The sequence below is a fragment of the Pseudoduganella violacea genome, from assembly GCF_014191875.1.
GTDB classification, from domain to species: domain Bacteria; phylum Pseudomonadota; class Gammaproteobacteria; order Burkholderiales; family Burkholderiaceae_D; genus Rugamonas; species Rugamonas violacea_A.
Genome location: NZ_JACHXD010000024.1, coordinates 59,614 through 82,001 on the forward strand (window position 1 = coordinate 59,614; position 22,388 = coordinate 82,001).

The window sequence follows — 22,388 nt, forward strand, 5'->3', positions numbered from 1 at the left end:
TTCTTATGGTTGATTCCTTGCCGGGTTCTCCGAAGAGAAATAACTGTGCTGAGCAAAGTGGCTGAGAGTGTCATTCCAGGCATTTTTTGCGACCTCAGTCAAGGCAGGTTCGTTGCCTGTCGGCGTGAATGATCCGAGGAAGCTTTGATAGTCGCCGATGAAATCATCCCGCTCCTTCTTTTTTGTTAATTCGATTGCTACGTGCTCAATCAGCATGTCCACCTTTTGCGCAATGTCGTGAGCAGGCATCCCGTGGGCAGGATCTATATTGTCCTGCAGGAGTTTGGTAAAACCAGCTCGATCGGCGACGAAGTTATTTTCTGCCAGCTCCTTCGCCAGTCTCCCCGCCAGTGCAGCTGTTGGCCATGCTGGGTTCGTCCCTTGATCTATCGCCAGCCACCCAGCCCATTCCTTAGCACTTTTCTTTTTCTGTTCGCTGATATCGGCGGACACGTCCGCACCCGCAGGCGACTGGAGTTTGCCAAGAAATTCCAGGCGTTTTGCCTCGAAGGCCGCCGGATCCCTTGGCGCCGACACGGCTACAGGCAAACCACCCGGCTCGCGACTTAGCTGATGCGCCACCCATAAAGCTTCATGCATGGAGTGGCCGCCGTCGTATGTCAGGAACATCATGATGCCCAATAAAGCCTCTTGGGCATTGATGTTTTGCATCTGGTGCACCATATGCATCCCGATATTGGTTGAGCCGGATACCCCACTAACATATGGAAGGCCGTTTTCCAACGCGGTTTTCAATGCATTGCTAGGGCTTTCCAGCTTAGGCCTGTTTCGGTCAGAAGGATGCATCGCTGGCTCCGTACCATCGGCGATGTAAGGCTGATGGTGCGTGGTAATACCCGATGTCGGCGCCATGCGGTTGAGATTCGTTGTGCCAATATGCCTTGCCGCCGCCGCGTCGATCACGCTTCCGTAATTCTCGTTTGCCGCGCGCATCCATGGTGCGCCATTTTCCGGATTCTGACGGTGCGACGCTTGTTCGCCCAGGGATTCAGTCATCTTAAGCGCCAAGTGGTATATGGCGGCGCTGTCATCTCCGCTTGAACTGGCTGCGTTCATTTGTTTATACAGTTCCGGCAGCACTTGCTCAGGAGATGCGTCTAGAAAAGCCGTTAGCTTTGACGATTGTGCCTCCAAGTGGGCGCGATCCAGAAGCATAGTACGTTGCATATCCCATGCCGTATATTTTTGCCGGTCGTGCGGCAAACCGTTCAGACTGCTATGAATAAAGCCCGCCATATTGTTTGCAGCATCCATAGCCGTCTGTGACAGTGCGATACTGCTTCCTGGTGCGTTAAGCCCTTTCTGGGTCCCGTCCGCTGTTATCGCGGACCTGGTCTGATTCCACCAGGCAGCGTCAGGACATTGTACTGGTTGCTCCGCCTGCATGGACAAAGACAGTTTGACGGTCAGGTAGGGGATGGCAATGCTGTCAAAGCCATTTTCCACTGGCGCGCGCAGCAGTCGTTCCAGTGCGTTGACTACTTCTCCTGGTGGCGCATTAAAAAATTGCTCCAGAGCAGGTGACTCTGTTTGCCAGCCACGCCGTTCATGTCTCATCATGTCCTGCACCTTCCAGGCGGCAAATTGTCTGGCTTGGGGCGTTAGGGATGTAAGTTGGGTATCGAGGTGGGCAGCCATATTTCCCATCGCCGTTTTAACGGCGGCGGGAGGATTGCGAACCAATTGGTCGACGATGGCCGATTCCAAGGCGCGTCCGTAGATATTGTCATGAAGACGTGTATGGTAATTCGCCGCATTGGCCTGTTCGGGGATCGAAGCACTGAGTTCCTTCGCCAATTTTTCAAGCTCGGGCAGTCCCTCGTTTTTGCAGCGAGTTTCCACGCCGTTCAACCAGGCTTTCGTGTCGTCGAATTTCAGATTATGTTGCATGACACGGAGCTGCGTTTCTTCACCCAGATTTTGTAAGAAAGCAGCGTGGGGACCTTGTGCATTCGCCGTGGTAGCTCTCTGTATTTCGCGGCCGAGATGTGCCATGCATTCCATCGGCATGCGTTTTGCCAGCCTCGGCGCGCAGAAATCCGGTTTCGTAGCGGGTTGCTGGGCAATGACGGCATCGTTGACGCGCTCCATGAGCGTGCCCAATTCGGCCGTGGTCAGCCTGTTGCCTGGTGCACTTACCCAGGCGTATGCGTCAGTGATCGTTTGTCCTGCTGGCGTCCCCCCCAAACTGTATTTAGCTGCGGTATTCGTCAATACATTCAGTACCGCTTCCTTGCCCAGCTTTATGGCTCCAGGATCCTGTTGATTGGCTGGATCAGAGGCGGCGTTACCGGCACTGAGCTTGGTTTTGGGGCCAGACGGCACACAGCAAATCCCCAGGCGGACGTCGTCAAGGTTGATTACTTCCCCCAATACGGTGAAATTTTGGGCGGCGGGTGAGCTATTCAGCAGCTTGCTGTTCCACTTCACCATGTCAAGGATCGTGGTTTTGTCATCGACTATTTGCGTCGTAGGCTTGGGTACTGCAGTCGTGGCAGCACGCATGTGCATCAGAATAGGTTGCGAAGGTCCCCTTGCCAGCGTCGGCGGGAGGGGCTGTTGCTGCGCTGCCGCCGGTTGTGGATTTACCTGCGTCGCGCTTGTTTGAGTGCTGCTGCCACCGTATGGCAGGACCGGAGTAGTGGATGCGGCTGCTGGGCTGATCATCGTATCTTCCTGGATGTTGAAAGAACATTCGGGTCGTTTCCCCCACCCGTTCAGGGACTCGTGGCCACAAGGGCGGCTTTGCATCTGTGGCAGGAAGCGGCAAATAGTTCATCGAGGAGTGGAAACGGCCGGTGTAGCGGCATGAGCCGGCGCCGGCAGACAGCCCAAACTTTCCAGCGTACGTTCCAGCGCGATCTCCAGCGGCGTGTGGGGTTCTACGCCGAGCACTTCGCGCAAAAGCCGGTTTTCCATGCGCACTTCCTGCTGCCACAGATAGCGCATCTCCAGCATTTCGCGCAGGGTTTCGTTGAAGGGCGAGATCAGGCGGATCAGCCACCACGGGAAGGCCTTCAGCTGCGGCGACCGGCCGCCGCGCGCTGTGACCACGCGCTGAATCGCCTGGCCAAGCTGCTTGCCGTCATGGTCCCAGTAGCCCCCCATATGGAAGCTGGCAAAGGCGGGCAGCGTTTCGCGGATCGCCAACAGGGCCAGCATCGTTGCCGCCACGTCAGGCAAATAGGCATACTGGTGGCCCACGCCCGGCGCACCGGGCAGCTTCACTTCGGACGGCACCCGGCCGGGACGGAGCATGCCCTGCGACAGCCAGTTATTGCGCGCGCCGGGTCCGAAGAAATCGCCGGCACGCACAATAATGACGCGCACGTTGTCAGCTTCCGCTGCTTGGCGCAGGCGCTTTTCCAGCTCGGCGCGGATCCGGCCTTTGCGCGTAAGAGGGCGCTGCGGCGAGTCTTCTTGCAAGACAGGGAAGGCATCCGGCCCGAAATTGTAGACCGTGCCAGGCAGGACGATGGTGGCGCCATGCGCCTTCGCGGCGGCGATCGTGTTCTCAAGCATGGGCAAAACTTGCGTCCCCCAGCCGCGGTAGCCCGGCGGGTTGACGGCGTGAACGATCACGCTGCAATCAGCCGCCGCCTCGGCAACCGCCTGCGCATTCAGCGCATCCCCCTCCAGCCATTCGACGCCACCGCTTGTGCGGCGGGATACGCCGAGGCCGCGTTTCAGCGCCCGCACGGCCCATCCTTGCGCCAGCAACTGCTTCACCATTTCGCCGCCGATGCCACCACTGGCGCCAAGCACCAGAACCTTTTGCTGAGCCTTCATATTTACCTCCTTGTGTTGACCATGGAAAGAATTATGGGCAAACTCGGATTAAATGAAAATTCGCTAAATATCTATCGTTGCTATACAAATTTGTATGACATTATCTATCTCCTGGGACCTTTATCGAACCTTCCTGCACGTGCTGAAAGCGAGATCGCTGTCCGGCGCCGCGCGCGCGCTCGGTCTGACCCAGCCCACCGTTGGTCGCCATATTGCGGAACTGGAGCAGGGCTTGGGACTGGCCTTGTTTACCCGTTCGCAAACCGGCCTGCAGCCGACGGACGCGGCGCTGCAGTTGCGCGTACATCTGGAAGAGATGCAGCACGTGGCCGCCTCCATCGAACGCAGCGCCCACGGTCATAAGGAGGTGCGCGGCGCCGTGCGTATTGCGGCAAGCGAAGTGGTTGGCGTGGAAATCCTGCCTGCCATTGTGGCGCCTCTGCGCGCCGCGTATCCGGAACTGGCGATTGAACTGGTGCTGAGCGACGCGGTGCAGGACCTGGTGGGGCGCGAAGTCGATATCGCCGTGCGCATGACGCGTCCGCAGCAGGACGTGCTCCTGGCGCAGCGTATCGGCGACCTCACGCTGGGCCTGTTTGCCCACAGGGATTATCTGGCGCGGCAGGGCGCTCCGAAAAAGATGGCGGACCTGGCGGACCACAGCCTGATCGGCTTCGATGTGGAAACGGCCTTCCTGCGCGCGGCCCGCTCCGAGCTTGGCGCATGGTCACGTGATCATTTCGCCTACCGCTGCGACAGTAACCTGGCACAAATGGCCCTGGTCCGCGCCGGTGCGGGGATCGGCGTCTACCAGGCCGGTCTGGCCTCGCGTAACAGCAATCTGGTGCGCGTGCTGCCCAGGTTGATGAATATGCCGATGACGACCTGGGTGGCGATGCATGCAGACCTGCGCGAGAACACGCGTTGCCGCACCGTTTTCGACGCGCTGGTCAAAGGCATGCGCGCCGCCATGGCTTAAAGCTCAGCCACAAAAGCATGCCGGGAATCTGCAGCGCCACGATAATGCCGAATGCATAGTGATAGGCCGGCGCCGGATACGCGCCGCGCTCGGGCGTCCACAAATTGATGATCAGCCCCATGCTCCATTGCACCACGAAGGCCAACAGGAAAACCAGCAGATTGAAGGAGGTGCTGACGCGGCCCGTCAGGTGGGACGGCACACTTTGCGCCACGATGGCGTAGTTCATGGTTGTCGCCGTGCCGAAAAAGCTGAAACCGACCGCCGCCACATAGGGATTCAGGTTCACGCCGCCGGCCATCATCAGCTGCACCGCGACAAAGACCCAGATGCCGCAGCCGCACACCAGCAGCGGCTTGATGCCGAATTTGCCCAGATAATCGGTCAACCAGCCGAAAAACAGCGAGCCGGCCACCATGGCCATGGCGCCCGCCAACAGCACATTGGCCACCTCGGAACGGTCCAGATGGGCCATATCGCGCAGCCAGGACCCCATCCACAGGCTTTGCACCGCCATATATGTGGCGTGGGCCACGATGGAATACAGCGCCAGGCGCCAGAACGACCAGGAAGAATACAGATCACGTACGGCGGCCGCCATATCGCGCAATTTGCTGGGCTGCTTGCGGCCATGCTCCGGCACCACAAAGTAAATAATGGCGCTGACCAGCAATGTGCCGATGGCCAGCGCCAAGAAGGCGCCGCGCCATTGCGTGTATTGCAGCGCGGCTTGCAAGGGCGCGGTCGAGGCCATCGCGCCCATGCCGCCAACCGACAGCAGCAACGCCGTGGCCAGGGGCAAGCGTTCCGGCGGCAGCCAGAGCGAACTGGCCTTGATCGATGCCATCAACGAACCGGCCACGCCCAGGCCGATCAGACCACGCGCCAGCACCAGCTGCTCCACGCTTTGGGCTTGCGCGAACAGCACGGCGCCGCCCGCGGCCAACAGCAGCATCGGCGCCTGCACGCGGCGTGGCCCATAGCGGTCGAGCGCCACGCCAATGGGGAGTTGGGCCGCCGCGAAAGTCAGGAAATAGGCGCCGGTGAGCAGGCCGATGCTGTCGGCGGCCAGACCCAGGTCGCGCGCCAGGTCGGGATACACGACCGCATTGATTACGCGGTACAGGTAGGAGATGAAATGGCCCAAAGCAAAGGGCAGCAAAACGGTCGCGAGCAGGGCGCCTAAGCTGCCGCTTTTGCCGTTGGCCAGTGCGGAAGCGGGCGATTGCATGTTATCCATATATTAATGCGGGACACCGGTGAAACGCATTAGTATATTGAGAAATTATCAAGTTCGCTGGGCACCGCCCATTTGCTCAGGCGCCGATGATCGCCTCGACTTCTGCTTTGCACTGCATTAACGCGGAAAGCAGGGCGCTTTTGTGCTCAGCGAACCGTTGTGCGGGCACGCCCAGGGAAATAGCGTACCGTTCAGTCATGCCGGTGTTAAGCGTGACGCCAATACCGCAGACACCCAAAGCGTGTTCCTCGGTATCGACGCCGTAACCAATCTCCCGGATCGCATCGAGCTCGGCATGCAAGCGGCCGATATCTGTGATGGTGTTCGGCGTGCGCTGTTCAAGCTGACCGTCGAAAAGTCCTGCGACCGTTTCGTAAGGCAGGTCGGCAAGCAGGGCCTTACCATGCGCGGTGCAGTGAATCGGATACGCTGTTCCGATGGCGGACACCACGCGCAACTCCCGATCCGAAGCATATTGGTCCACCGATACGGCGTGTAAGCCCCGATAGACGCAGACATCTACCGTCTCCCGGGTACGGCGGCCAAGGGCCTCGGCATATGGGCGTATGACGGTGACGACGTCAGTATGGGCCGATGCGGCAAGACGCACGATCGCAGGCCCCAGCTTCACGCCACCCTTACCGCTGGCGACCAGCTGCTGCGCCTCTAAAGCGGCAACGATACGGTGGACCGTGGTGCGCGGAAGATCCGCGCTCTTGGCAATCTGCGCCAGACTTAATCCCCCAGCCTGATTTTCCAGGGCGCGTAAGACCGCCGCTGCGCGTGCGATCACTTGCTTTCCGTTATTTCCTTCATTGTCTTCAGTCATCTTGTAATTTCATCTATAAAGCGCGCGTATCCCAGGGAAGGCATGTTCCAGCTATTCCATTGTACGGAACAAATGTCCGATTGACGATCAAAAAGGGCGGATTTCGTTGACATGGATTTTTTTTGTTTCTACACTTGTTCCGTTATTCGGTTCATTGTTCCGCTAATCGGATTATTGGTGGGACTGGCTGATGGGCAAACAGTGCGGAATAACCATGAGCGACCAGCGGTCGCAATTTCAACCCAAGATTGGATAAGAAAATGAGCATGATTTCACGTAGAAAACTGCTAACCACCACGCCACTGCTAGCCGCCGGTGCCATGTTGACGGCCGGTTTACCAGGCAAACTGGTGGCCGCGACGGCCACTGCAAACAGCACCGTTCAGCCGGGAGAGAAAACGCTGGTTACCTACTTCCAGGTTGCAATGCAAAAGCGCTGGCCGATCAACAAAAAACTGGTGCAGGCCAAGCCATACGCCAAGTACTTCCAGAAAGACCTGGTGGTGCCCGTCGAGATGGTTGAAGCGCTGGAAAAAGGCCCGCTGCCCAAAGAGTGGGTCATGCCACCGACTGTCGATGGTCTGAAAAATGTGATGCAGACCTTCGAGCAAGCGCCGGTTTCGGGGTATGCCCTGGTTGAAGAAGGTCCGCTGGCCTACGCGCAAAGCCGCCACGTCTTCCCGGGTGTTACCGCCAAGATGTTCGAATGGTGGTTCTGCTGGCACCCGCTGGAAAGCGAGCGCTACATGTTGTGGTTCCCCTACGCCCATATTCACAATTCGGTGAAAGATCCCAAGCGTCTGGCCGACACCAGTCTGACCTACGGCGAGCGCCTGTACGGCAACCCCAACCACATCACCGAATACATCGGCAATATGTTCCTCGACGGCGTCATCAGCTTCGATGACCCAAGCGCTTTCGGCGTGGACAAGGCCCTGATCGAGAAAGAAGGCTTCACCTTCAACGCCAGCGGCATCATCTCGCCGTGGGATGCACCGGATACCCCATTGGTGCTGATGATCCACTTGGCCCGCGACACTCCGGCCGGCCTGGAAATGATCAACCGCTACTGGATCGGCGCCCACGATTCGTTCGATCGCTTCAAGAAGTTCCCAGGCGGCGCAAGCAAGTCGAAGGCTTTGACGAGGAAGATGGGGCTGGACAAGGCGGCGCTGGAAAACTTCGCTTACGAGATGGCGCTGCACGACATGACGGAGTTCACCTGCCTGGGTAAATTCCTGGCCGACATCTACAAAGAAAACAACCCTAACAGCTAATTTTCTGGAGCAAAGTCCGCGCCCTTGAGCGCAGCAATTAGGTCAGTCGCAAAGAAGAATGGGCATGGCAAGCTTACGCTCCGCACACCGAGGTTAAGCAGGGGAGGCGTCACGCAGTCTTGCCGCCCGCCGCGCTTTGCCGAAGGCGTCAATCTCATCGAGATCCGCTGGGGCTGCATCACCAGTGTTCGCATCTATCCGGACACTGCCGCGCTCGAAAGAACGCTGCAACGTATTGCGGCGAAGGGCACGTCTGAGGCCAAGGCCAAGCCTATCACCTCCTAGCGCGGCCGCTTCAACAGTCTTTGCCCCATGGCTAAAAACCCGGATAATAGTGCCCAATTCATTTTTGAGCACTATTTGGAACTCCCCCATGGAAATTAAGGTCAACTTTCTCGATAAGCTTCGCCTGGAGGCCAAGTTCGACGACTTCACCGTGATCGCCGACCAGCCCATCCGCTACAAGGGCGACGGCTCGGCGCCTGGTCCGTTCGATTACTTCCTGGCTTCATCAGCCTTGTGCGCGGCTTACTTCGTGAAGTTGTATTGCGTAACTCGCAATATTCCGACCGAAAACATCCGCCTGTCGCAGAACAATATTGTCGATCCGGAAAACCGCTACCAGCAGATTTTCAAGATCCAGGTCGAATTGCCGGCCGACATCTCCGCCAAGGACCGCGAAGGCATCTTGCGCTCCATCGACCGCTGCACCGTGAAAAAGGTGGTGCAGACCGGCCCCGAGTTCATCATTGAAGAGGTCGAGAACTTGGACGCCGACGCCCAGGCGCTGCTGACCATGAGTCCGTCCGCCGAGGCGAGCACCTATATCCTGGGCAAGGATCTGCCGTTGGAGCAGACTATCGCCAATATGTCGGGCCTGCTGGCTGGCCTGGGCATCAAGATTGAAATCGCTTCCTGGCGCAATATCATTCCCAATGTGTGGTCGCTGCACATCCGCGATGCGCACTCGCCGATGTGCTTCACCAATGGCAAGGGCGCGACCAAGGAAAGCGCTTTGGCGTCGGCCCTGGGCGAGTATATCGAGCGTCTGAGCTGCAACCACTTCTATGCCGGCGAATTCTGGGGCGAAGACATCGCCAACGCGGCGTTCGTGCATTACCCGAACGAGCGCTGGTTCAAGCCTGGTCTCAAAGATGCGCTGCCGGCTGAAATCCTCGATGAGTACAGCCGGGAAGTCTACGATCCCGACGGCGAATTGCGCGGCTCGCACCTGTACGACACCAATTCCGGCAATGTGGAGCGCGGCATCTGCTCGCTGCCCTATGTGCGCCAGTCGGACGGCGAAGTGGTGTATTTCCCGACCAATCTGGTGGAAAACCTGTTCGTCAGCAATGGCATGAGCGCCGGCAATACGCTGGCCGAAGCGCAGGTGCAATGCCTGTCGGAGATTTTCGAAAGGGCGGTGAAACGGGAAATTCTGGAAGGTGAAATCGCCTTGCCGGAGGTGCCGCAGGAAGTGCTGGCGAAATATCCCGGCATTCTGGCCGGCATCCAGGGCCTGGAAGAGCAGGGCTTCCCGGTGCTGGTAAAGGATGCGTCGCTGGGCGGCATTTACCCAGTGATGTGCGTCACCTTGATGAATCCGCGCACGGGCGGCGTGTTCGCCTCGTTCGGCGCGCACCCAAGTTTTGAAGTGGCGCTGGAACGCAGCCTGACGGAATTGCTGCAGGGCCGTAGTTTCGAGGGACTGAACGATTTGCCACGGCCAACCTTCGTCAGCAACGCCGTGACGGAGCCGAATAACTTCGTCGAACACTTCATCGATTCCAGCGGCATCGTGTCGTGGCGCTTCTTCAGCGCCAAATCCGATTACGATTTCGTTGAGTGGGATTTCTCCGGCCAGGGCGAAAACTCCAATGCCGAGGAAGCCGCAACTCTGTTCGGCATTCTCAAAGAGATGGGCAAGGAATCCTATATGGCGGTGTACGACGAATTAGGCGCCACGGCCTGCCGCATCCTGGTGCCGGGCTATTCGGAAGTGTATCCAGTAGAAGACCTGATCTGGGATAACACCAATAAGGCGCTGCTGTTCCGCTCCGATATCCTGAACTTGCATCGTCTGGATGATGACAGCCTGGAATCGCTGCTGGAACGCCTGGAGAACAACGAGCTGGATGAGTACAGCGACATCGCCACCTTGATCGGCATCGAATTCGACGAGAATACGGATTGGGGCCAGCTGACGGTTCTGGAACTGAAACTGTTGATTCATCTCGCCTTGGAGCAGTTTGAAGAGGCGCATGAACTGGTGGGGGCCTTCCTGCAATACAACGACAACTCGGTCGAGCGCGGATTGTTCTACCAAGCGTTGAATGTGGTGCTGGAAGTGATGCTGGATGACGACCTGGAGTTGGACGATTACGTCGTCAACTTCCGCCGTATGTTCGGCGATGCGCGGATGGATGCGGTGATCGGGTCGGTGGAGGGCAGTGTGCGCTTCTTCGGCTTGACGCCAACCAGCATGAAACTGGAAGGCCTGGACAGGCACCAGCGCAAAATCGACAGCTACAAGAAATTGCACGTGGCTCGGGCCAAAGCGGCGGCAGCGCGCTAAGGCCAAACGTTATGGCCGGGCAGGGGTCCGGCCATTCAAACAACACTTCCAATGAATATGAATCCTAAGCTGCTGTCGAACGAGGAATACCGCGAAACGCTGTATCCGAACATGGTCAATGTCACGGAGAGTGCGGAGGAGGTGGTGGATCTGTGGGCTTATGCGGATCAGGTTATCGAAGACGCGTATCACAGCTGTACGGCTTGGGAGTGGAGGGTCGCTCACATTTACGAGACGCCGGACACAAAATACCAGCACATCGGCATTCCCGTCCCAAAGGACGATACTTATCTGGTGGTTATAGCGAACAAGCGGGAACGGAATGTCGTAGGACATTACATACTCGAACTTGGCGTTTAAGACGCCGGGAAAACATAGCTAAAAGCCGGCGACGGCCAAATATTTCAGTCGAGATTACTCCTTATATTGTCGAGTTAAGTAACTGTATGGAATACTGTATAATTCACTGTTCAAATAAACAGTATTTGCTCTCAGCCCTCGATGAAGAAATTTGCACTGATCGACCTGGAACCAGCCACGGCGGCCACATTCGGCGAAGGCGAGCGGCGCCAGGGCAATTTGACCGGTCTGCGCGATATTGCCGATGATGCCATTACCGACGCTTTAACGGACAGTGAAATTGCCCGGGAATTCATTGGCCACGGCGAACTCGGTCCCAAATCGATCGCCAATACACAAAAAGAGCTATTTCGCTTTCTGACCTGGTGCCGGGAAGAAGCCGGCAAAACGCTGCGCATGCTGACCGTGGCCGACCTGAATGCCTACAAGGATTTTCTAAAAGAGCCGCCAGCGGATTGGATTTCGAGCACCAAATGGCCGCGCAACGATCCGCGCTACCGGCCGTTTAGCGGGCCGCTGTCCGACGCCAGCCGGCGCCAGACCATGATTGCCGTCAAGGGCTTGATGGCATTCGCCGAACAGACCGGCTATTTGCGGCGCGATCCTGGCGCCTTGGTCAAAAACGTCAAAATGCCGCACGTAAAGCGTGTGACGCGCTATTTGACCCAGCAAGCAATCTCCCTGGCCCTTGAAACGGTCAGCCGGCGCGCCGCCATCACGCCCGCCGCCTTGCGCCAGCGCGCGCGGGACCGCTTTCTGCTGCTGGCTTACGCCCACACCGGCGCCAGGCTCAATGAAATCGTCAGCGCCGATATGGGCGCCGTGTACACCGAAGGCAATGGCCGCTGGTGGCTCGACGTGATGGGCAAAGGCGGCAAACCACGGCGCCTGCCGGTGCCGCCGGATCTGCTCGACGCCTACCGGCTGTATCGCCAGGCGTTTGAGCTGCTGCCGCAGACCGTGCGCGCGGATACCACGCCGCTGGTGCTGTCGAGCCGAAGCAAGACACCGGTAAGAATTTCCGATGAAGCAGCGTCCGATGCTTTGAAGACCGTGTTCAAGGAGGCGGCGAGCGCAGCGGCCGCGCTGGGCGACGCGGATACGGCCGCGATCTTGCGGCAAGCGTCGACACACTGGCTGCGTCACAGCATGCTGACCAACCACGCGAACAACGGCGTGCAATTGAAGACGCTGCAGGAGACTGCCGGCCACGCGAGCATCGCGACAACGGCCGCTTATCTGCATAAAACGGACAATGAGCGGCACGACGAGATCCTGGCATCCGTCAACGGCAAAAACATCGTTTAAGGCTTTTTGCGCCGAAACGTGAATATTTGCAATCGGATAAAATGCCGGCGCCAGAATTGAGGGTTGCAGCGGCACCTTTGGCGCTGGCCCTCGATTCAGATCCGATCGACACAACAAGACCACATGAAAACGAAAATATTAAGCATCGCCGCACTAGGAATTTTGTCGCTGATTCAAACGTCGCCATCCTTCGCGGAGAATGCCAACGGAAAAAGTCTCTACACCCAGCGGTGTGCGATGTGCCACGGCGTCGACCTCAAAGGCACTGGGCCATTGGCGAACAAGAGCAATCCGCCCACGCCGGATCTGACGACAAGCGCCTTCAAAAAACGGCTCAACGATTACCCTGGCGTTATTGTGTCGTCAGTCATTCTTCGCCCAAACGGCGACTTGATTCCCAAAACTTTGAAAGAGAACGGCGTAAAGCTGGCGCCGTATCCCTGGAAAATTAAGGATCTGCGCGACGTGCATCAATACATGAGTGATGTGATCTCGAAAAAACGGTAGTTTGGACCACCGATGGAACCGTTCGATCTTCGTTTGCACAAGGCACGGCGCGCGCGGCTTCCACATCCATATGTTCGCATAATTTATATTATGTCAAATGGCGAACTGATCCCAGTTCAGGTAAAACCAGCTTCCTCGCAACCTCGACCCGCCTCTAACGACCCTCTCTATTTTCAACTTTCCACCTTGAAATCGCCCCGCCTCAACCGCTCCGACACCGCATAACATCGAACGTCATCCCCCAAACATCGCTTGCACAATCTTGAGCGCAGACAATACCGCGCCTCCTTTACTGCCCACTTAGGCACGCCACATAAATACATCATCTGCGCCAGCACCCTTGTTCGATTTACCGCCTTCCAATTCGTCCCACGCGAATTTCGTATAAGCCAGTACTGCTGACGAAATTCCGCCTCAACCACCGACAACAGCTCACCAAATCCCATGTTGACCCACATGACATTTCCAAATGGAAATAATAACCTATTTATTTAATAGTTGCGTTAAAGTCAAAATGGACACTCAGGCTCAGAGTTTCGCCCACCAGGCGACGTAGAAATCCATACGACACCAAGCCCGTTATTGCACCAGCTTTGCATACCTTCCAGCCCGTACTCCATCGCAATCGTGAATGCGGCTTGCACCGCCCCCAGCATCGATGTGCATTTCAGCCGAATGCTATCCACTTCCGGCAGCACCACACCCCGCGAACGGAAATAGCGCTTCTGATCGAGCGCACGGCACTGCATTTCTTTCGAACAGTACTTTGCGATGTAGCTTGCCAGCTTATGAGCACCGTTCACCCCGAAGCCGAAGCGATGCGGGTCACGCACATTCACTTGCCCCATTTGCTCACCTTTCGGGCCGAGACCCAGAACTCGCTGCCAGATGGAACGAAGCAGCACATAATTCTGGCGGCCGTGCACAGCCACGTGAAAGTGCAGCGCGCCCCGCGCCTGCTCCTCAATCACTGCAACATAGTGGAACTGCTTATGCTTGCCCAGGCGGCGACAAAATGCCTTCCAGTGCTTCAATGCCTGATCGCGGTCAATCATATTTTCACGATAGGTCAACGTCACCAACCGATCCGCGCCGATGGCTTTGCAGCACATGCGAACATTCTTCTTCGCCCGGCGGCCTGCATCGTCATCGTTCTCCTCACGCTTTTCAGACTCGCCACGCTTAGCACGTGGTTTAGGCTGCGATGCAGCCCCTACAAAGTGCCGTTCCTTCGTGACCGATACTTCGCACTGCCCATCGGGAAAAACGCGCCTACGGGCTACAAAGGCATCCTGCCAGCCATGGCCGTCATCCGACCAATACGAAGGCTTTTCTTCAACCAGATCAAGCGACAACGGAGATAAATGGATTGACTCCGCGTCCAAACCACGATGAAATGCTGACATTCGGTATCCCTGTTCGAGAGGTGTATCGAAGGCTCCAAATCTTTGGCGAGGTTTGGAGCCATTTTTTTGCCTGTTTCAAAAACCAAAATCTTGAGTGACAGTGCGCCGACCACGATTACTGCTGTCTCTGTTCTTAAGTGTCCCTAATACAAGTTTAGGCGGCGCTTCGCGCCGCTCCCCGTGCTGCGCCCAGGTAGCGCCGCCGCGCCACCTCAATCAACCGGGCCGGACGATCTTGAGGATCGCCGCGAAGCAGTGTCGTGATCCCCTGAACGGGGATCAGGCCGCTAAAGCGAAAGACCGGCCCGCTGGCGCGCGACACACGTGGAAGCAAGCATTTGCTGCGTGCTGTCAGCAAGGGACGCATGTTCTACCGCTTCCGCATCAGCTGTTTGCGAATCAAGCCCTCAATCACATCGTCCTTGCTCAAATCTTTAAATCGAACGAACTTACTCAGGAAATCCACGACCTCGCACGACATCGTTACCGTCAACGTGGTCTTACCTCCCACCGCTAATCTCGCCCGCCTTGCTGCCTGCCGTTCCGCTCCGGTCATCGCTTTTCCAGTTATTGGACGTCCGCGCTGCCGCATCGAACCATCAAGCAAATCACCCGTTCGCGCATCTTCTATCTGCCGTGCCATGAATGCTCCAATTAGTGTTACAAGTAACGATTAATCCGCATTGGCGACCTTGGCGCTTAGCACAAGCACCAGATCAGAGTTCGAAGCGCTGTTCGACTTGCTACCCCAGGACGCAGGCAGGAACGGCCAACGCGTTGCCGATTCTGATTTCTGCGAGCCGTTGAGGCCGCCAATCAGCAGTACCTCACCATCCGCTATCGTTACCGTGGTTTTCACCTGGCGTTTAATGAGCGTGGGCGAGTTGGTCACGCCGGTGACGGTTTCCTTAAAGTTGCTGATCTGACCGTCCACAAGGAGCCTTATCCGGCCGTTACCCAGCACCTTAGGCGTAACGTCAACGATAACGCCGGACGGGCGGTATACGATGTTTTGCACCGAGTTGCCGGAGTTGTCTCGGCCAGTGCTGCCTACAGTTGGCGTCTCGTCACCCACGATCAGTACCAGCTTTTCGTAATCGTCCCCGACCACCCTACTGTTGGAAATTTGCTTAAACCGGTTATCCGTATTCAGCGCGTCAATCACCAGTTGAAAATTGGTGTTGCGCAGGCTGATGGCCGACGAGGAAGTAACCGAGCCGAGTTGCGCACCAAGCCGAGTTCCCAGCACATTCGCGATTACTGAAATCCCGCGATTACCGTTGCTGATGTCGGTCACCTCAACCCACGAAGCGGACACGTCCACCAACTTAGGCAGCGTGTCCACGGAAGTAAGCAATGTCATCATTTTTTCGACCTCAGATGCCGTCCCTGTCAGCACCACATTTGGCCCAGCCGAAGTGACAGCCTTCGAGCTGTAGATCGCCTGCAGCACACTGGAAAGAAAATCTCCGCCACGATTGGCTGGCTTATACACGGCCGTATGCGTTTCGCTAGCGGGTTTCATTGGAAGATCACGCTCGGCACGGACGGATTGCAGGCGGGGTAGCTCCATATCGGCAACGGTCCGCCTTTCTTGCGGTAGCTCAGGAGATTCCTTGGCCGGTTTTGCCATGGCGAGGTAATAGACGCCAGCCTTCTCCGAAACAGAAATGCCCTGTTGCTCCAGCACGCCCTCAACGAATGCTGGCACCTGAGAATCGTCCATGCTGGAGATACTTATGCTGACCTTTTTATCGCCGACGAGCAGCTCCGGCGCCATCACGTAGTCGCGCCGAAGCAGGGCTTTGAATGTCGCCTGCGCAAAGGTGGCGACCGGCACCCCGTTGAAATCCAACGTGACGGGCTTCGCCCCAACAACGCCCACCAAGGCCATCAGAACGGCCCCCAGTGCAATTTTCTTGTTCATTGCGCCCTCACCCACACGGTTGGCGAAATTTGCGCTTCAAAGCCGTTTTGCCCTTTGCGCAAACGGATTGGAAACACAACCTGGCCATCCGACAAAACCACGGACTGGCGGCCGCCATCCTGAATGACGCCAACAATCTTCGGGCTGTCGGCAAAGGTGGTGGGTTCGCCGGCACCAGCGACTGCCGACTGCTGGCCAGGTGCATAGATTCTTGAGGCGACGTAGCCGAGGGCGCAGCCGAGCAGTAGCGCCATAGCGAGAAATTTACTCATATGCTTGGAAACAGGTTTTGGTGGAAGGGCACGCGGCCGGATCAAAACCGCGTCAATGTTTTGGCGGCGAACAGGGCCAACAAAGGAAGATGGCACACCCGCTCTGGCCGACAAATGCCAGGCGGAGAGCAGCGAATGTGTGCCGTGCGGATAGCTGTCCGAAAACACCTGCGTGGTGTTGTACGCATTATTCAGGTCGTCGCCGCGAAACACCCACCGATCTGCAACCAGGCCATCCGGCAGCGAACCAAGCCGCACAACGCCGATGTGAACGCGGGGCAAGTTGCCGTCAGTAGCTCCAGCCGTTAGAAGCTTGAGCGCAGCACTCACCATCGGCACCTTCATCCGGTCAAGACGATTCAACCGCACCACGTATTCAAGCAGGCTGTCTCGCAGTTGCTTATCGACCTGAGAAATATTCTGCATGATGAAGAAGATGTCCCAGCCGTATTTACGCGCATGAATCGCCCACTCCAAAAGCTCCGCCCTACCCTTGTCCTGAAAATTCCGCGTGTTCAGCCAGGAGCCGCACTCATCGAGAACGAGAGCACCATTGTGTGCCTCATCAAAGCCCTTTAGCAGCTTCGGCGACGGCGCGGTCGCTACAATGCCGTTCCGATCATGTTCCAGTATCGGCTCAAAGGTCACATACCTGTTGCCGCTACCGATCATGTACAGATCAACCGCCGACGGCTTATCCGGGATGCGTTGAACGATGGACTTATCGCGCTCCGGCATCAAATGTTCTAGGAAAACATCGCAGTTGGTGGCAACCCGTTTTCCTGCACGCAGATAGCGTCGGATCTGGTCAATAGCGGCCTTGCCCTTGCCGCTGCCCAGCTTACCGGTGATCGCGTAGACTGCCATCGCAGTCCTCCTCTTCCTGATTGGCCGATGCTTTCACTTTCGCAATGAAGTCATCCGGCAGATCGGCCGCAATGAAGCACCAAATGAAGATCAACACGCCAAAGAACACAATCCCCAGCAACAGCAACTCCCGATAAAAAACGTTCATATCGTTTTGCTCCACAGCGACAGGATGCTGACCTTCCACTTGTACAGTTCGCACAACGACCAGAACACGACATAGGCCGACAACATGGCCGCGCTGTGCGGTGAAATCACCATCGAGACGCCCGCGCCAAACATTGGGCCAATTCCTGCGGCAGCACTAACGGCAGTAGCAATGATGGCCCGCGTAGCTGCATACAGCCCGACAAACAGCGCGGTGACTGCCGCCGCTATTGCCAAGGTAATGGCGACGCGCTGAGTGATGTACTTCGCGATAAAGGCAACGATGCCGCCGAACAGATTTACGATAAGGGTAGCGAGTAAAGGCATGGCAAGCTCACGAAACAGGTTTAGCTGTAGCCCTCGATACCATCGACATAATGCCGAAGGCAAACAGGAAGGACCACAGCAGCTCGAACATCAAGGCAAAGAGACTAATCCGGCTACAGATATCGACGGTCCATTGCCCAGGGATGAAAGGGAGACCCACGGTGGGGTTTGTGCAAGCACCGCCTGGAATCTGTAAGCCCCAGCCAAGGGACGTGTCCTTGCCATCCTCTGCGACCGCATCATCTAGCCCCTTGCCTCGACCCGGCCCAAGACCATTAAGCAAATCAACCAACGGCTTGAACGTATCTCCTACACCAGGCGTCCCCGCTTCATTGATCGCACATGGCGGCTGCCCTGGCGCACCGCACCTTGCTTGCGTATCGCCGGAACCCGGATTGGAGCCATTCCCGTTACCGTTGCCGTTGCCTGGATTCGTGCCCGGATTCGTGCCCGGACCAGTGCCTGGATTAGTCCCTGGACCAGTGCCCGGATTCGTGCCTGGACCAGTACCCGGATTTGTACCCGGGTTAGTACCGGGATTCGTGCCTGGGTTAGTGCCAGGATTCGTACCTGGGTTAGTGCCAGGATTCGTACCCGGATTCGTACCCGGATTGGTGCCAGGGTCTGTGCCCGGATTAGTCGGGTCGTTCAAAGCTGGGCCGGTGTATGCTGGTCTGGCTTCAACATCTTGTGAACCACGACATGTCGCACCATCAACCTGAACCATGTGAACGCTGCACTTCGTTAGCCAAAGGCGCCCATCTATTGCCTCATCATAATCAGAGCAACTATTAACTACATCGACCGCAGCAATGCAACCATCTATGCAATATCGCGGGGAAGGTGGAGTCGTAAAAGCGCCATCCTGAATCATCCGCTGGACAATCTTGTTGGTGGCCTTATCGTAGTAGGCGGTAGGGATTTTAAAAGTACCAGCCTCATCACCCCTCACGCATTGAGCGCGAATACATTGTTGACCAGGTGGTTTCTCTGGGTCGCGTCCTTGGTAACGCGGAGCAGGACAATCATCCGGTGCCCATCTAAACCCTAGGTTCGTCCGCATATCAGTGAAACTATTTGGGTTATAGACCCAATAGTTAACATTCACTTCGAACTCATCGGTCGGCGTTCCGTGATCCATCCTAACGCAGGGCTTCTTAGGTGACTTACCCCATACATGCTGCGAAAGGGCTTCGCACGTGTTGAATGAAACTATCTCATTGCCGAAACCACCCGCCAACATATACTTGCCCCCACCTGCAAGCGCATCAGTCGCTGCTAGAGAGGCGAGGAGTAGAAAAAGAAATCGCATGACTTCCCTTAAATGAAAAAGGGGCGTCATAAACGCCCCGTGCATTTTCATGCCTTGTGGCTTAGCCTGCTTTGCTGAAGGCTTTTTTCATCATGCGAATGCCCCAGAAGCCGCCAGCGACGAGGACGGCCACGCCGAATGCAGCAGTGATATAGGTCTGCGCAGTCGAACTCAGCGCGGTAATTGCCGCAACGCCTGGGTCGGTGTCAGCAAGAGCGGCGCCGGAAGAAACTGCTGCGGCAACGGCCAGCAGGCCGTGTTTGATTTTGTTGGTCATGGTCATAGTCCTTGAAGTAAAAGGCCAAAAGTAAGATCGCGGTTGGCCCATCCCGCGAAATGCTATTCGAGTACTTCTACCGCCCTACGCACGATGCGCTGCAGTGAACCAGCGGCATATCCAAGCCCAAAGGCAGTCATACAACAGGCGACAGCTTGTGCGATATTCATTTGTGATCCAAAAAACGGTGGATGATGTACTTCGCCAGATAAACAATGCCGACGAAAAGGCCCGTCACCAGCAACGTCGGAAACAACGCGCCAAAAAGCTTCATCGTTGGCCGCCTGCGATCCAACCCAGCGCAAAACAGATCACGACCAGGCAACCGATAAGAACTTCAGGCGCGATAGAAGACATGGCTTAGGCCGCCTTAGCCATAGGGGTTTTGCCGCTAGCTTCTGCAATAGGGGTGATGGTGGCGACCTGAGAACCCACGCGCTTCTCGTTTGAGATCGCTACCTCGAATTCGACCTCATACGTGCCGGGTTTCAGGTCTTTGTAGCGCTCAGGGAGAACCAGCTCACCAATCAGCGGCTCAATAGCACCGGTGTCACGGTTGGTCTTGTGAACGATGCACTGCGCCATACGCATGTCGTAATCGTTGCCGGTTTTCTTGGAACGGCCCGCTACTTGGGTAACGTGCAGAATTTGGATAGTGTTTTTCATGGTCTTTTCCTTTAAGAGAGTCGCCCGCTAGAGCGACGGGTGGCGCAATCAGCGCAAATATTTTTCGTTACTTGTCACGCTTATTCAGCGAGGGAATTTCGAAGCTAACCCGATCTGCCAGACGACCAGCCTGCATTGCCTCGGTACTCCAGAGAGCCTGCACGAGTGGCACGTAGACGTAGCTGATGCCATCGGCGTATTCCGTGCCATCGACCACATCGCAAGGCAAGGAAAACGACACCGTGCCCTCCGGATCGCACTTGCTTAGCAAATCAATCAACTCACGGACTACCATTCGCGCACTTTCTCAATCAAAGATGCCAAACGGTCACGCCTCGAGGTGAAGTGGGCCAAAAGCTCCTCAGAAGGCGGTGCCTCACTTCCAACCAGCACCGCCAGACCTGAACAAAAATCCTTGGCGCTAGTCAATTCCCGCTCCAAACCATCAAGAATCAACCAAATCTCAGGCTGTGCAATGTCCAGTGTTCGATTTGCCATCTCTACCTCCCTAGCCCTCTAGAACCGTACTTAGCGTGACAAGTCACGATAATTCCAAATGGAATGAGTGTGTTTACCATCCAATCGTGCTATGGTTTACCTAATCAAAACGGAGCAACATTCATTCCGTTTGGAATGACTAAAATGTATTCCGAATTGAATAACATTGCCAATTGGAAAATGCTATGAATTACCAGGAATTGATAGAGAAAGCGCTTGGGGGCAGGACTGTAAACGCCGTGGCAAAGGTATGGGGGGTATCCCAGCCTACATTGAGTCGTTATGCCAAGGGAGAACGAATGCCTGATTGGAATACAGGACTTAGGATCGCTAAAGATGCCGGAATTGATCCGACTGAAGCGTTTGAAATCTTTGCGCAAGAGGAGCAGGCGCATAAGGTAAAAAACTTCAAACTACAAATGGGTTTTGTACAAATTGACCTACTCCTCTTTATTGCAACGGGCGGATTAAGTTGCTTGTTTTATATTATGTAAAATTATGTCACAGCCTGCGCTCTCTGCTTGCTACAGCGTTCAAGGAAGCAAAGAGTACGCCGACATCATTTTAGGGTGTTTTGCGACATCATTCTGGGGTACTTTCGAAATCGGCCGAAAAGGTACAACTAGATGTCGCTGGAATTACCACCAATGTGATGACACCTCCAGTTCGACTACACGGAAGCCGTGACCTGCCTGCCCCCTGAAGGGTCTGCCGTGACCCTCCAAAGATCCAAAATGACATTAATACGGGTCACTTTGTCTTTGAGAGCTAATGCTCGGAGTATCTTCGCCTGACGGCCAAGAGCGGCCCTTCGCCAGCTTGGCGGAGTCCAGTTGCTCGACTTTGAAGTCGCGATTGCCGCAACCGGAATGAAGACCCCATCTCAACCACTCGGCCGTCCAGCCTGAGGGCTGTCTAGAGGGGGCGCAAACGTCTACGCTGCAATCGCCAGATCCTGCTTCCAGGCTCTAACTGTAGTATTTGCCACTGACTCGCCATTGTCCGCGCGCCCTAGCTCTACTGTAATCAGTCGGTCCCCTTCGAACGCTGGGCTGAGTTCCAGGCACAGGTAGTCGAAGAGCGGCTTCTCGTGCACGGCGATGATGACTGTTTTGTACTTGAGTTGCCTTTGACTTCATTAAGCAGGGAATTTTGGCGTGACCGCCCCTGTTGATCGCGACCTTCAATCGCTCATCGTCCTGCGCACGCTGCGATGGCTGACGCTCCAACGCTGCGTAGAAGCCGCTACGCGACACGTCAAAAACGCGGCATAACAAGCCAAGAGGATAATCGAGCCGCACCGATTTCATGAACGCGTACCGGGCAGCGACTCCCTCGCGAAGTACGCGGTGGCCTTTTTTAGCACGTCTTTTTCCATCCGTTCGACTGCCAGCTCTTTGCGTAACCTGGCCACTTCGGCTTCCAGTTCTGCGACGCTTCGGCTACCAGGTGGCGCGGTCGGATCGTTGCCGCGTTTGGCCGCGCTCACCCAGTTCGCCAGCGTCCCTTTGGGGATCGCGATTCGCTGTGCGGCTTCTTCCAGCGTTAGCCCTTGCGCCAGTACCAGCTTGACCGCCTCGGCCCGGAACTCCGGTGTATATGTCGTTGATCTCATGTTTTCACTCCCTTTGACAAGTTTATCAAATGGAAGTGTCCGAAAATGTCAGGCTACCTCAATGGATCCGAGGTAGCGGGGGGACCCGAGTCATCTGCGGTGGTCAAGAAATTTCGGACACAACAATAGGTTCACGCACTGCCATTTTCCGTTCATAGACGGCGGGCGACAGATTGCCCAATGCTGAAT

At 56.3% G+C, this 22,388-nt stretch carries 22 protein-coding genes and 1 pseudogene; 7 read left to right on the forward strand and 16 right to left on the reverse strand.

The annotated features are described in order from the left end of the window. Positions 1-3: 3 nt before the first annotated feature. On the reverse strand, positions 4-2,688 hold the full coding sequence (locus FHS03_RS25990) for a hypothetical protein (protein ID WP_183443804.1): 2,685 nt from the start codon (positions 2,686-2,688) through the stop codon (positions 4-6). 108 nt (positions 2,689-2,796) lie between these two features. Continuing rightward, the gene (locus FHS03_RS25995; RefSeq protein ID WP_183443805.1) at positions 2,797-3,810 is read right to left on the reverse strand and encodes an NAD-dependent epimerase/dehydratase family protein; all 1,014 of its coding nucleotides are present in this window, start codon (positions 3,808-3,810) and stop codon (positions 2,797-2,799) included. Between the two features lie 94 nt (positions 3,811-3,904). Here FHS03_RS25995 and FHS03_RS26000 point away from each other — a divergent pair, with 94 nt between their 5' ends. Beyond that, a complete protein-coding gene (locus FHS03_RS26000) occupies positions 3,905-4,789 on the forward strand; it encodes a LysR family transcriptional regulator (RefSeq protein ID WP_183443806.1) in 885 nt (294 codons plus the stop codon). Here FHS03_RS26000 and FHS03_RS26005 read toward each other — a convergent pair. Both FHS03_RS26005 and FHS03_RS26010 read right to left on the reverse strand, forming a co-directional pair. Next, positions 4,761-6,029: an MFS transporter gene (locus FHS03_RS26005; protein ID WP_183443807.1), complete on the reverse strand. Its 1,269-nt coding sequence runs from the start codon at positions 6,027-6,029 to the stop codon at positions 4,761-4,763. The two genes, FHS03_RS26000 and FHS03_RS26005, sit on opposite strands and share 29 nt — an antisense overlap. Positions 6,030-6,105: 76 nt before the next feature. Beyond that, positions 6,106-6,858: an IclR family transcriptional regulator gene (locus FHS03_RS26010; protein ID WP_183443808.1), complete on the reverse strand. Its 753-nt coding sequence runs from the start codon at positions 6,856-6,858 to the stop codon at positions 6,106-6,108. 248 nt (positions 6,859-7,106) lie between these two features. On the opposite strand from FHS03_RS26010, the gene FHS03_RS26015 reads away from it, so the two are divergent. The 5 genes from FHS03_RS26015 to FHS03_RS26035 all read left to right on the forward strand — a co-directional run bounded on the left by FHS03_RS26015 (position 7,107) and on the right by FHS03_RS26035 (position 12,885). Then, on the forward strand, positions 7,107-8,135 hold the full coding sequence (locus FHS03_RS26015) for a DAPG hydrolase family protein (RefSeq protein ID WP_221208265.1): 1,029 nt from the start codon (positions 7,107-7,109) through the stop codon (positions 8,133-8,135). A gap of 373 nt (positions 8,136-8,508) precedes the next feature. Beyond that, a complete protein-coding gene (locus FHS03_RS26020) occupies positions 8,509-10,710 on the forward strand; it encodes an OsmC domain/YcaO domain-containing protein (protein WP_183443809.1) in 2,202 nt (733 codons plus the stop codon). A gap of 51 nt (positions 10,711-10,761) precedes the next feature. Further along, positions 10,762-11,070 (forward strand): hypothetical protein, encoded by a 309-nt coding sequence (locus FHS03_RS26025; RefSeq protein ID WP_221208266.1) that lies wholly within the window; start codon positions 10,762-10,764, stop codon positions 11,068-11,070. A gap of 141 nt (positions 11,071-11,211) precedes the next feature. Next, positions 11,212-12,378 carry a tyrosine-type recombinase/integrase gene (locus FHS03_RS26030; RefSeq protein ID WP_183443810.1) on the forward strand — a complete coding sequence of 389 codons (1,167 nt, stop codon included), beginning with the start codon at positions 11,212-11,214 and terminating at the stop codon, positions 12,376-12,378. Positions 12,379-12,501: 123 nt separating this feature from the next. Beyond that, positions 12,502-12,885 carry a c-type cytochrome gene (locus FHS03_RS26035; RefSeq protein ID WP_183443811.1) on the forward strand — a complete coding sequence of 128 codons (384 nt, stop codon included), beginning with the start codon at positions 12,502-12,504 and terminating at the stop codon, positions 12,883-12,885. Positions 12,886-13,394: 509 nt separating this feature from the next. Here FHS03_RS26035 and FHS03_RS26040 read toward each other — a convergent pair. The 11 genes from FHS03_RS26040 to FHS03_RS26090 all read right to left on the reverse strand — a co-directional run bounded on the left by FHS03_RS26040 (position 13,395) and on the right by FHS03_RS26090 (position 20,584). Beyond that, positions 13,395-14,291 carry a rolling circle replication-associated protein gene (locus FHS03_RS26040; RefSeq protein WP_229426446.1) on the reverse strand — a complete coding sequence of 299 codons (897 nt, stop codon included), beginning with the start codon at positions 14,289-14,291 and terminating at the stop codon, positions 13,395-13,397. Positions 14,292-14,661: 370 nt separating this feature from the next. Beyond that, positions 14,662-14,934, reverse strand: a complete 273-nt coding sequence (locus FHS03_RS26045; protein ID WP_183443812.1) for a hypothetical protein — start codon at positions 14,932-14,934, stop codon at positions 14,662-14,664. A 30-nt stretch (positions 14,935-14,964) separates the two neighbouring features. Then, positions 14,965-16,218: a type II secretion system protein GspD gene (locus tag FHS03_RS26050; RefSeq protein WP_183443813.1), complete on the reverse strand. Its 1,254-nt coding sequence runs from the start codon at positions 16,216-16,218 to the stop codon at positions 14,965-14,967. Next, entirely contained in the window at positions 16,215-17,357 is a 1,143-nt protein-coding gene (locus tag FHS03_RS26055; protein WP_183443814.1) for a zonular occludens toxin domain-containing protein, read from the reverse strand. The genes FHS03_RS26050 and FHS03_RS26055 overlap by 4 nt, the downstream gene beginning before the upstream one ends. Continuing rightward, the gene (locus tag FHS03_RS26060) at positions 17,332-17,505 is read right to left on the reverse strand and encodes a hypothetical protein (protein ID WP_183443815.1); all 174 of its coding nucleotides are present in this window, start codon (positions 17,503-17,505) and stop codon (positions 17,332-17,334) included. Before FHS03_RS26060 ends, FHS03_RS26055 begins: the two co-directional genes overlap by 26 nt. After that, complete coding sequence (locus FHS03_RS26065) at positions 17,502-17,831, reverse strand: DUF5455 family protein (RefSeq protein ID WP_183443816.1); 330 nt, start codon at positions 17,829-17,831, stop codon at positions 17,502-17,504. Before FHS03_RS26065 ends, FHS03_RS26060 begins: the two co-directional genes overlap by 4 nt. A 1,373-nt stretch (positions 17,832-19,204) precedes the next feature. Next, the gene (locus tag FHS03_RS26070) at positions 19,205-19,420 is read right to left on the reverse strand and encodes a major coat protein (protein ID WP_183443817.1); all 216 of its coding nucleotides are present in this window, start codon (positions 19,418-19,420) and stop codon (positions 19,205-19,207) included. Between the two features lie 270 nt (positions 19,421-19,690). Then, positions 19,691-19,777, reverse strand: a complete 87-nt coding sequence (locus FHS03_RS28695) for a tail virion protein G7P-2 (RefSeq protein WP_183443833.1) — start codon at positions 19,775-19,777, stop codon at positions 19,691-19,693. A gap of 3 nt (positions 19,778-19,780) precedes the next feature. Beyond that, a complete protein-coding gene (locus tag FHS03_RS26080; protein WP_183443818.1) occupies positions 19,781-20,086 on the reverse strand; it encodes a hypothetical protein in 306 nt (101 codons plus the stop codon). A gap of 67 nt (positions 20,087-20,153) precedes the next feature. After that, on the reverse strand, positions 20,154-20,381 hold the full coding sequence (locus FHS03_RS26085) for a hypothetical protein (RefSeq protein ID WP_183443819.1): 228 nt from the start codon (positions 20,379-20,381) through the stop codon (positions 20,154-20,156). Further along, positions 20,375-20,584, reverse strand: a complete 210-nt coding sequence (locus FHS03_RS26090) for a hypothetical protein (RefSeq protein WP_183443820.1) — start codon at positions 20,582-20,584, stop codon at positions 20,375-20,377. The genes FHS03_RS26085 and FHS03_RS26090 overlap by 7 nt, the downstream gene beginning before the upstream one ends. A gap of 185 nt (positions 20,585-20,769) precedes the next feature. Here FHS03_RS26090 and FHS03_RS26095 point away from each other — a divergent pair, with 185 nt between their 5' ends. After that, positions 20,770-21,078, forward strand: coding sequence for a helix-turn-helix domain-containing protein (locus tag FHS03_RS26095; RefSeq protein ID WP_183443821.1), 309 nt, complete (start codon positions 20,770-20,772; stop codon positions 21,076-21,078). Positions 21,079-21,756: 678 nt separating this feature from the next. On the opposite strand, the pseudogene FHS03_RS26100 reads toward FHS03_RS26095, so the two are convergent. Beyond that, positions 21,757-22,199, reverse strand: a pseudogene (locus FHS03_RS26100) (transposase); the annotation flags it as partial. Positions 22,200-22,388 lie beyond the last annotated feature (189 nt).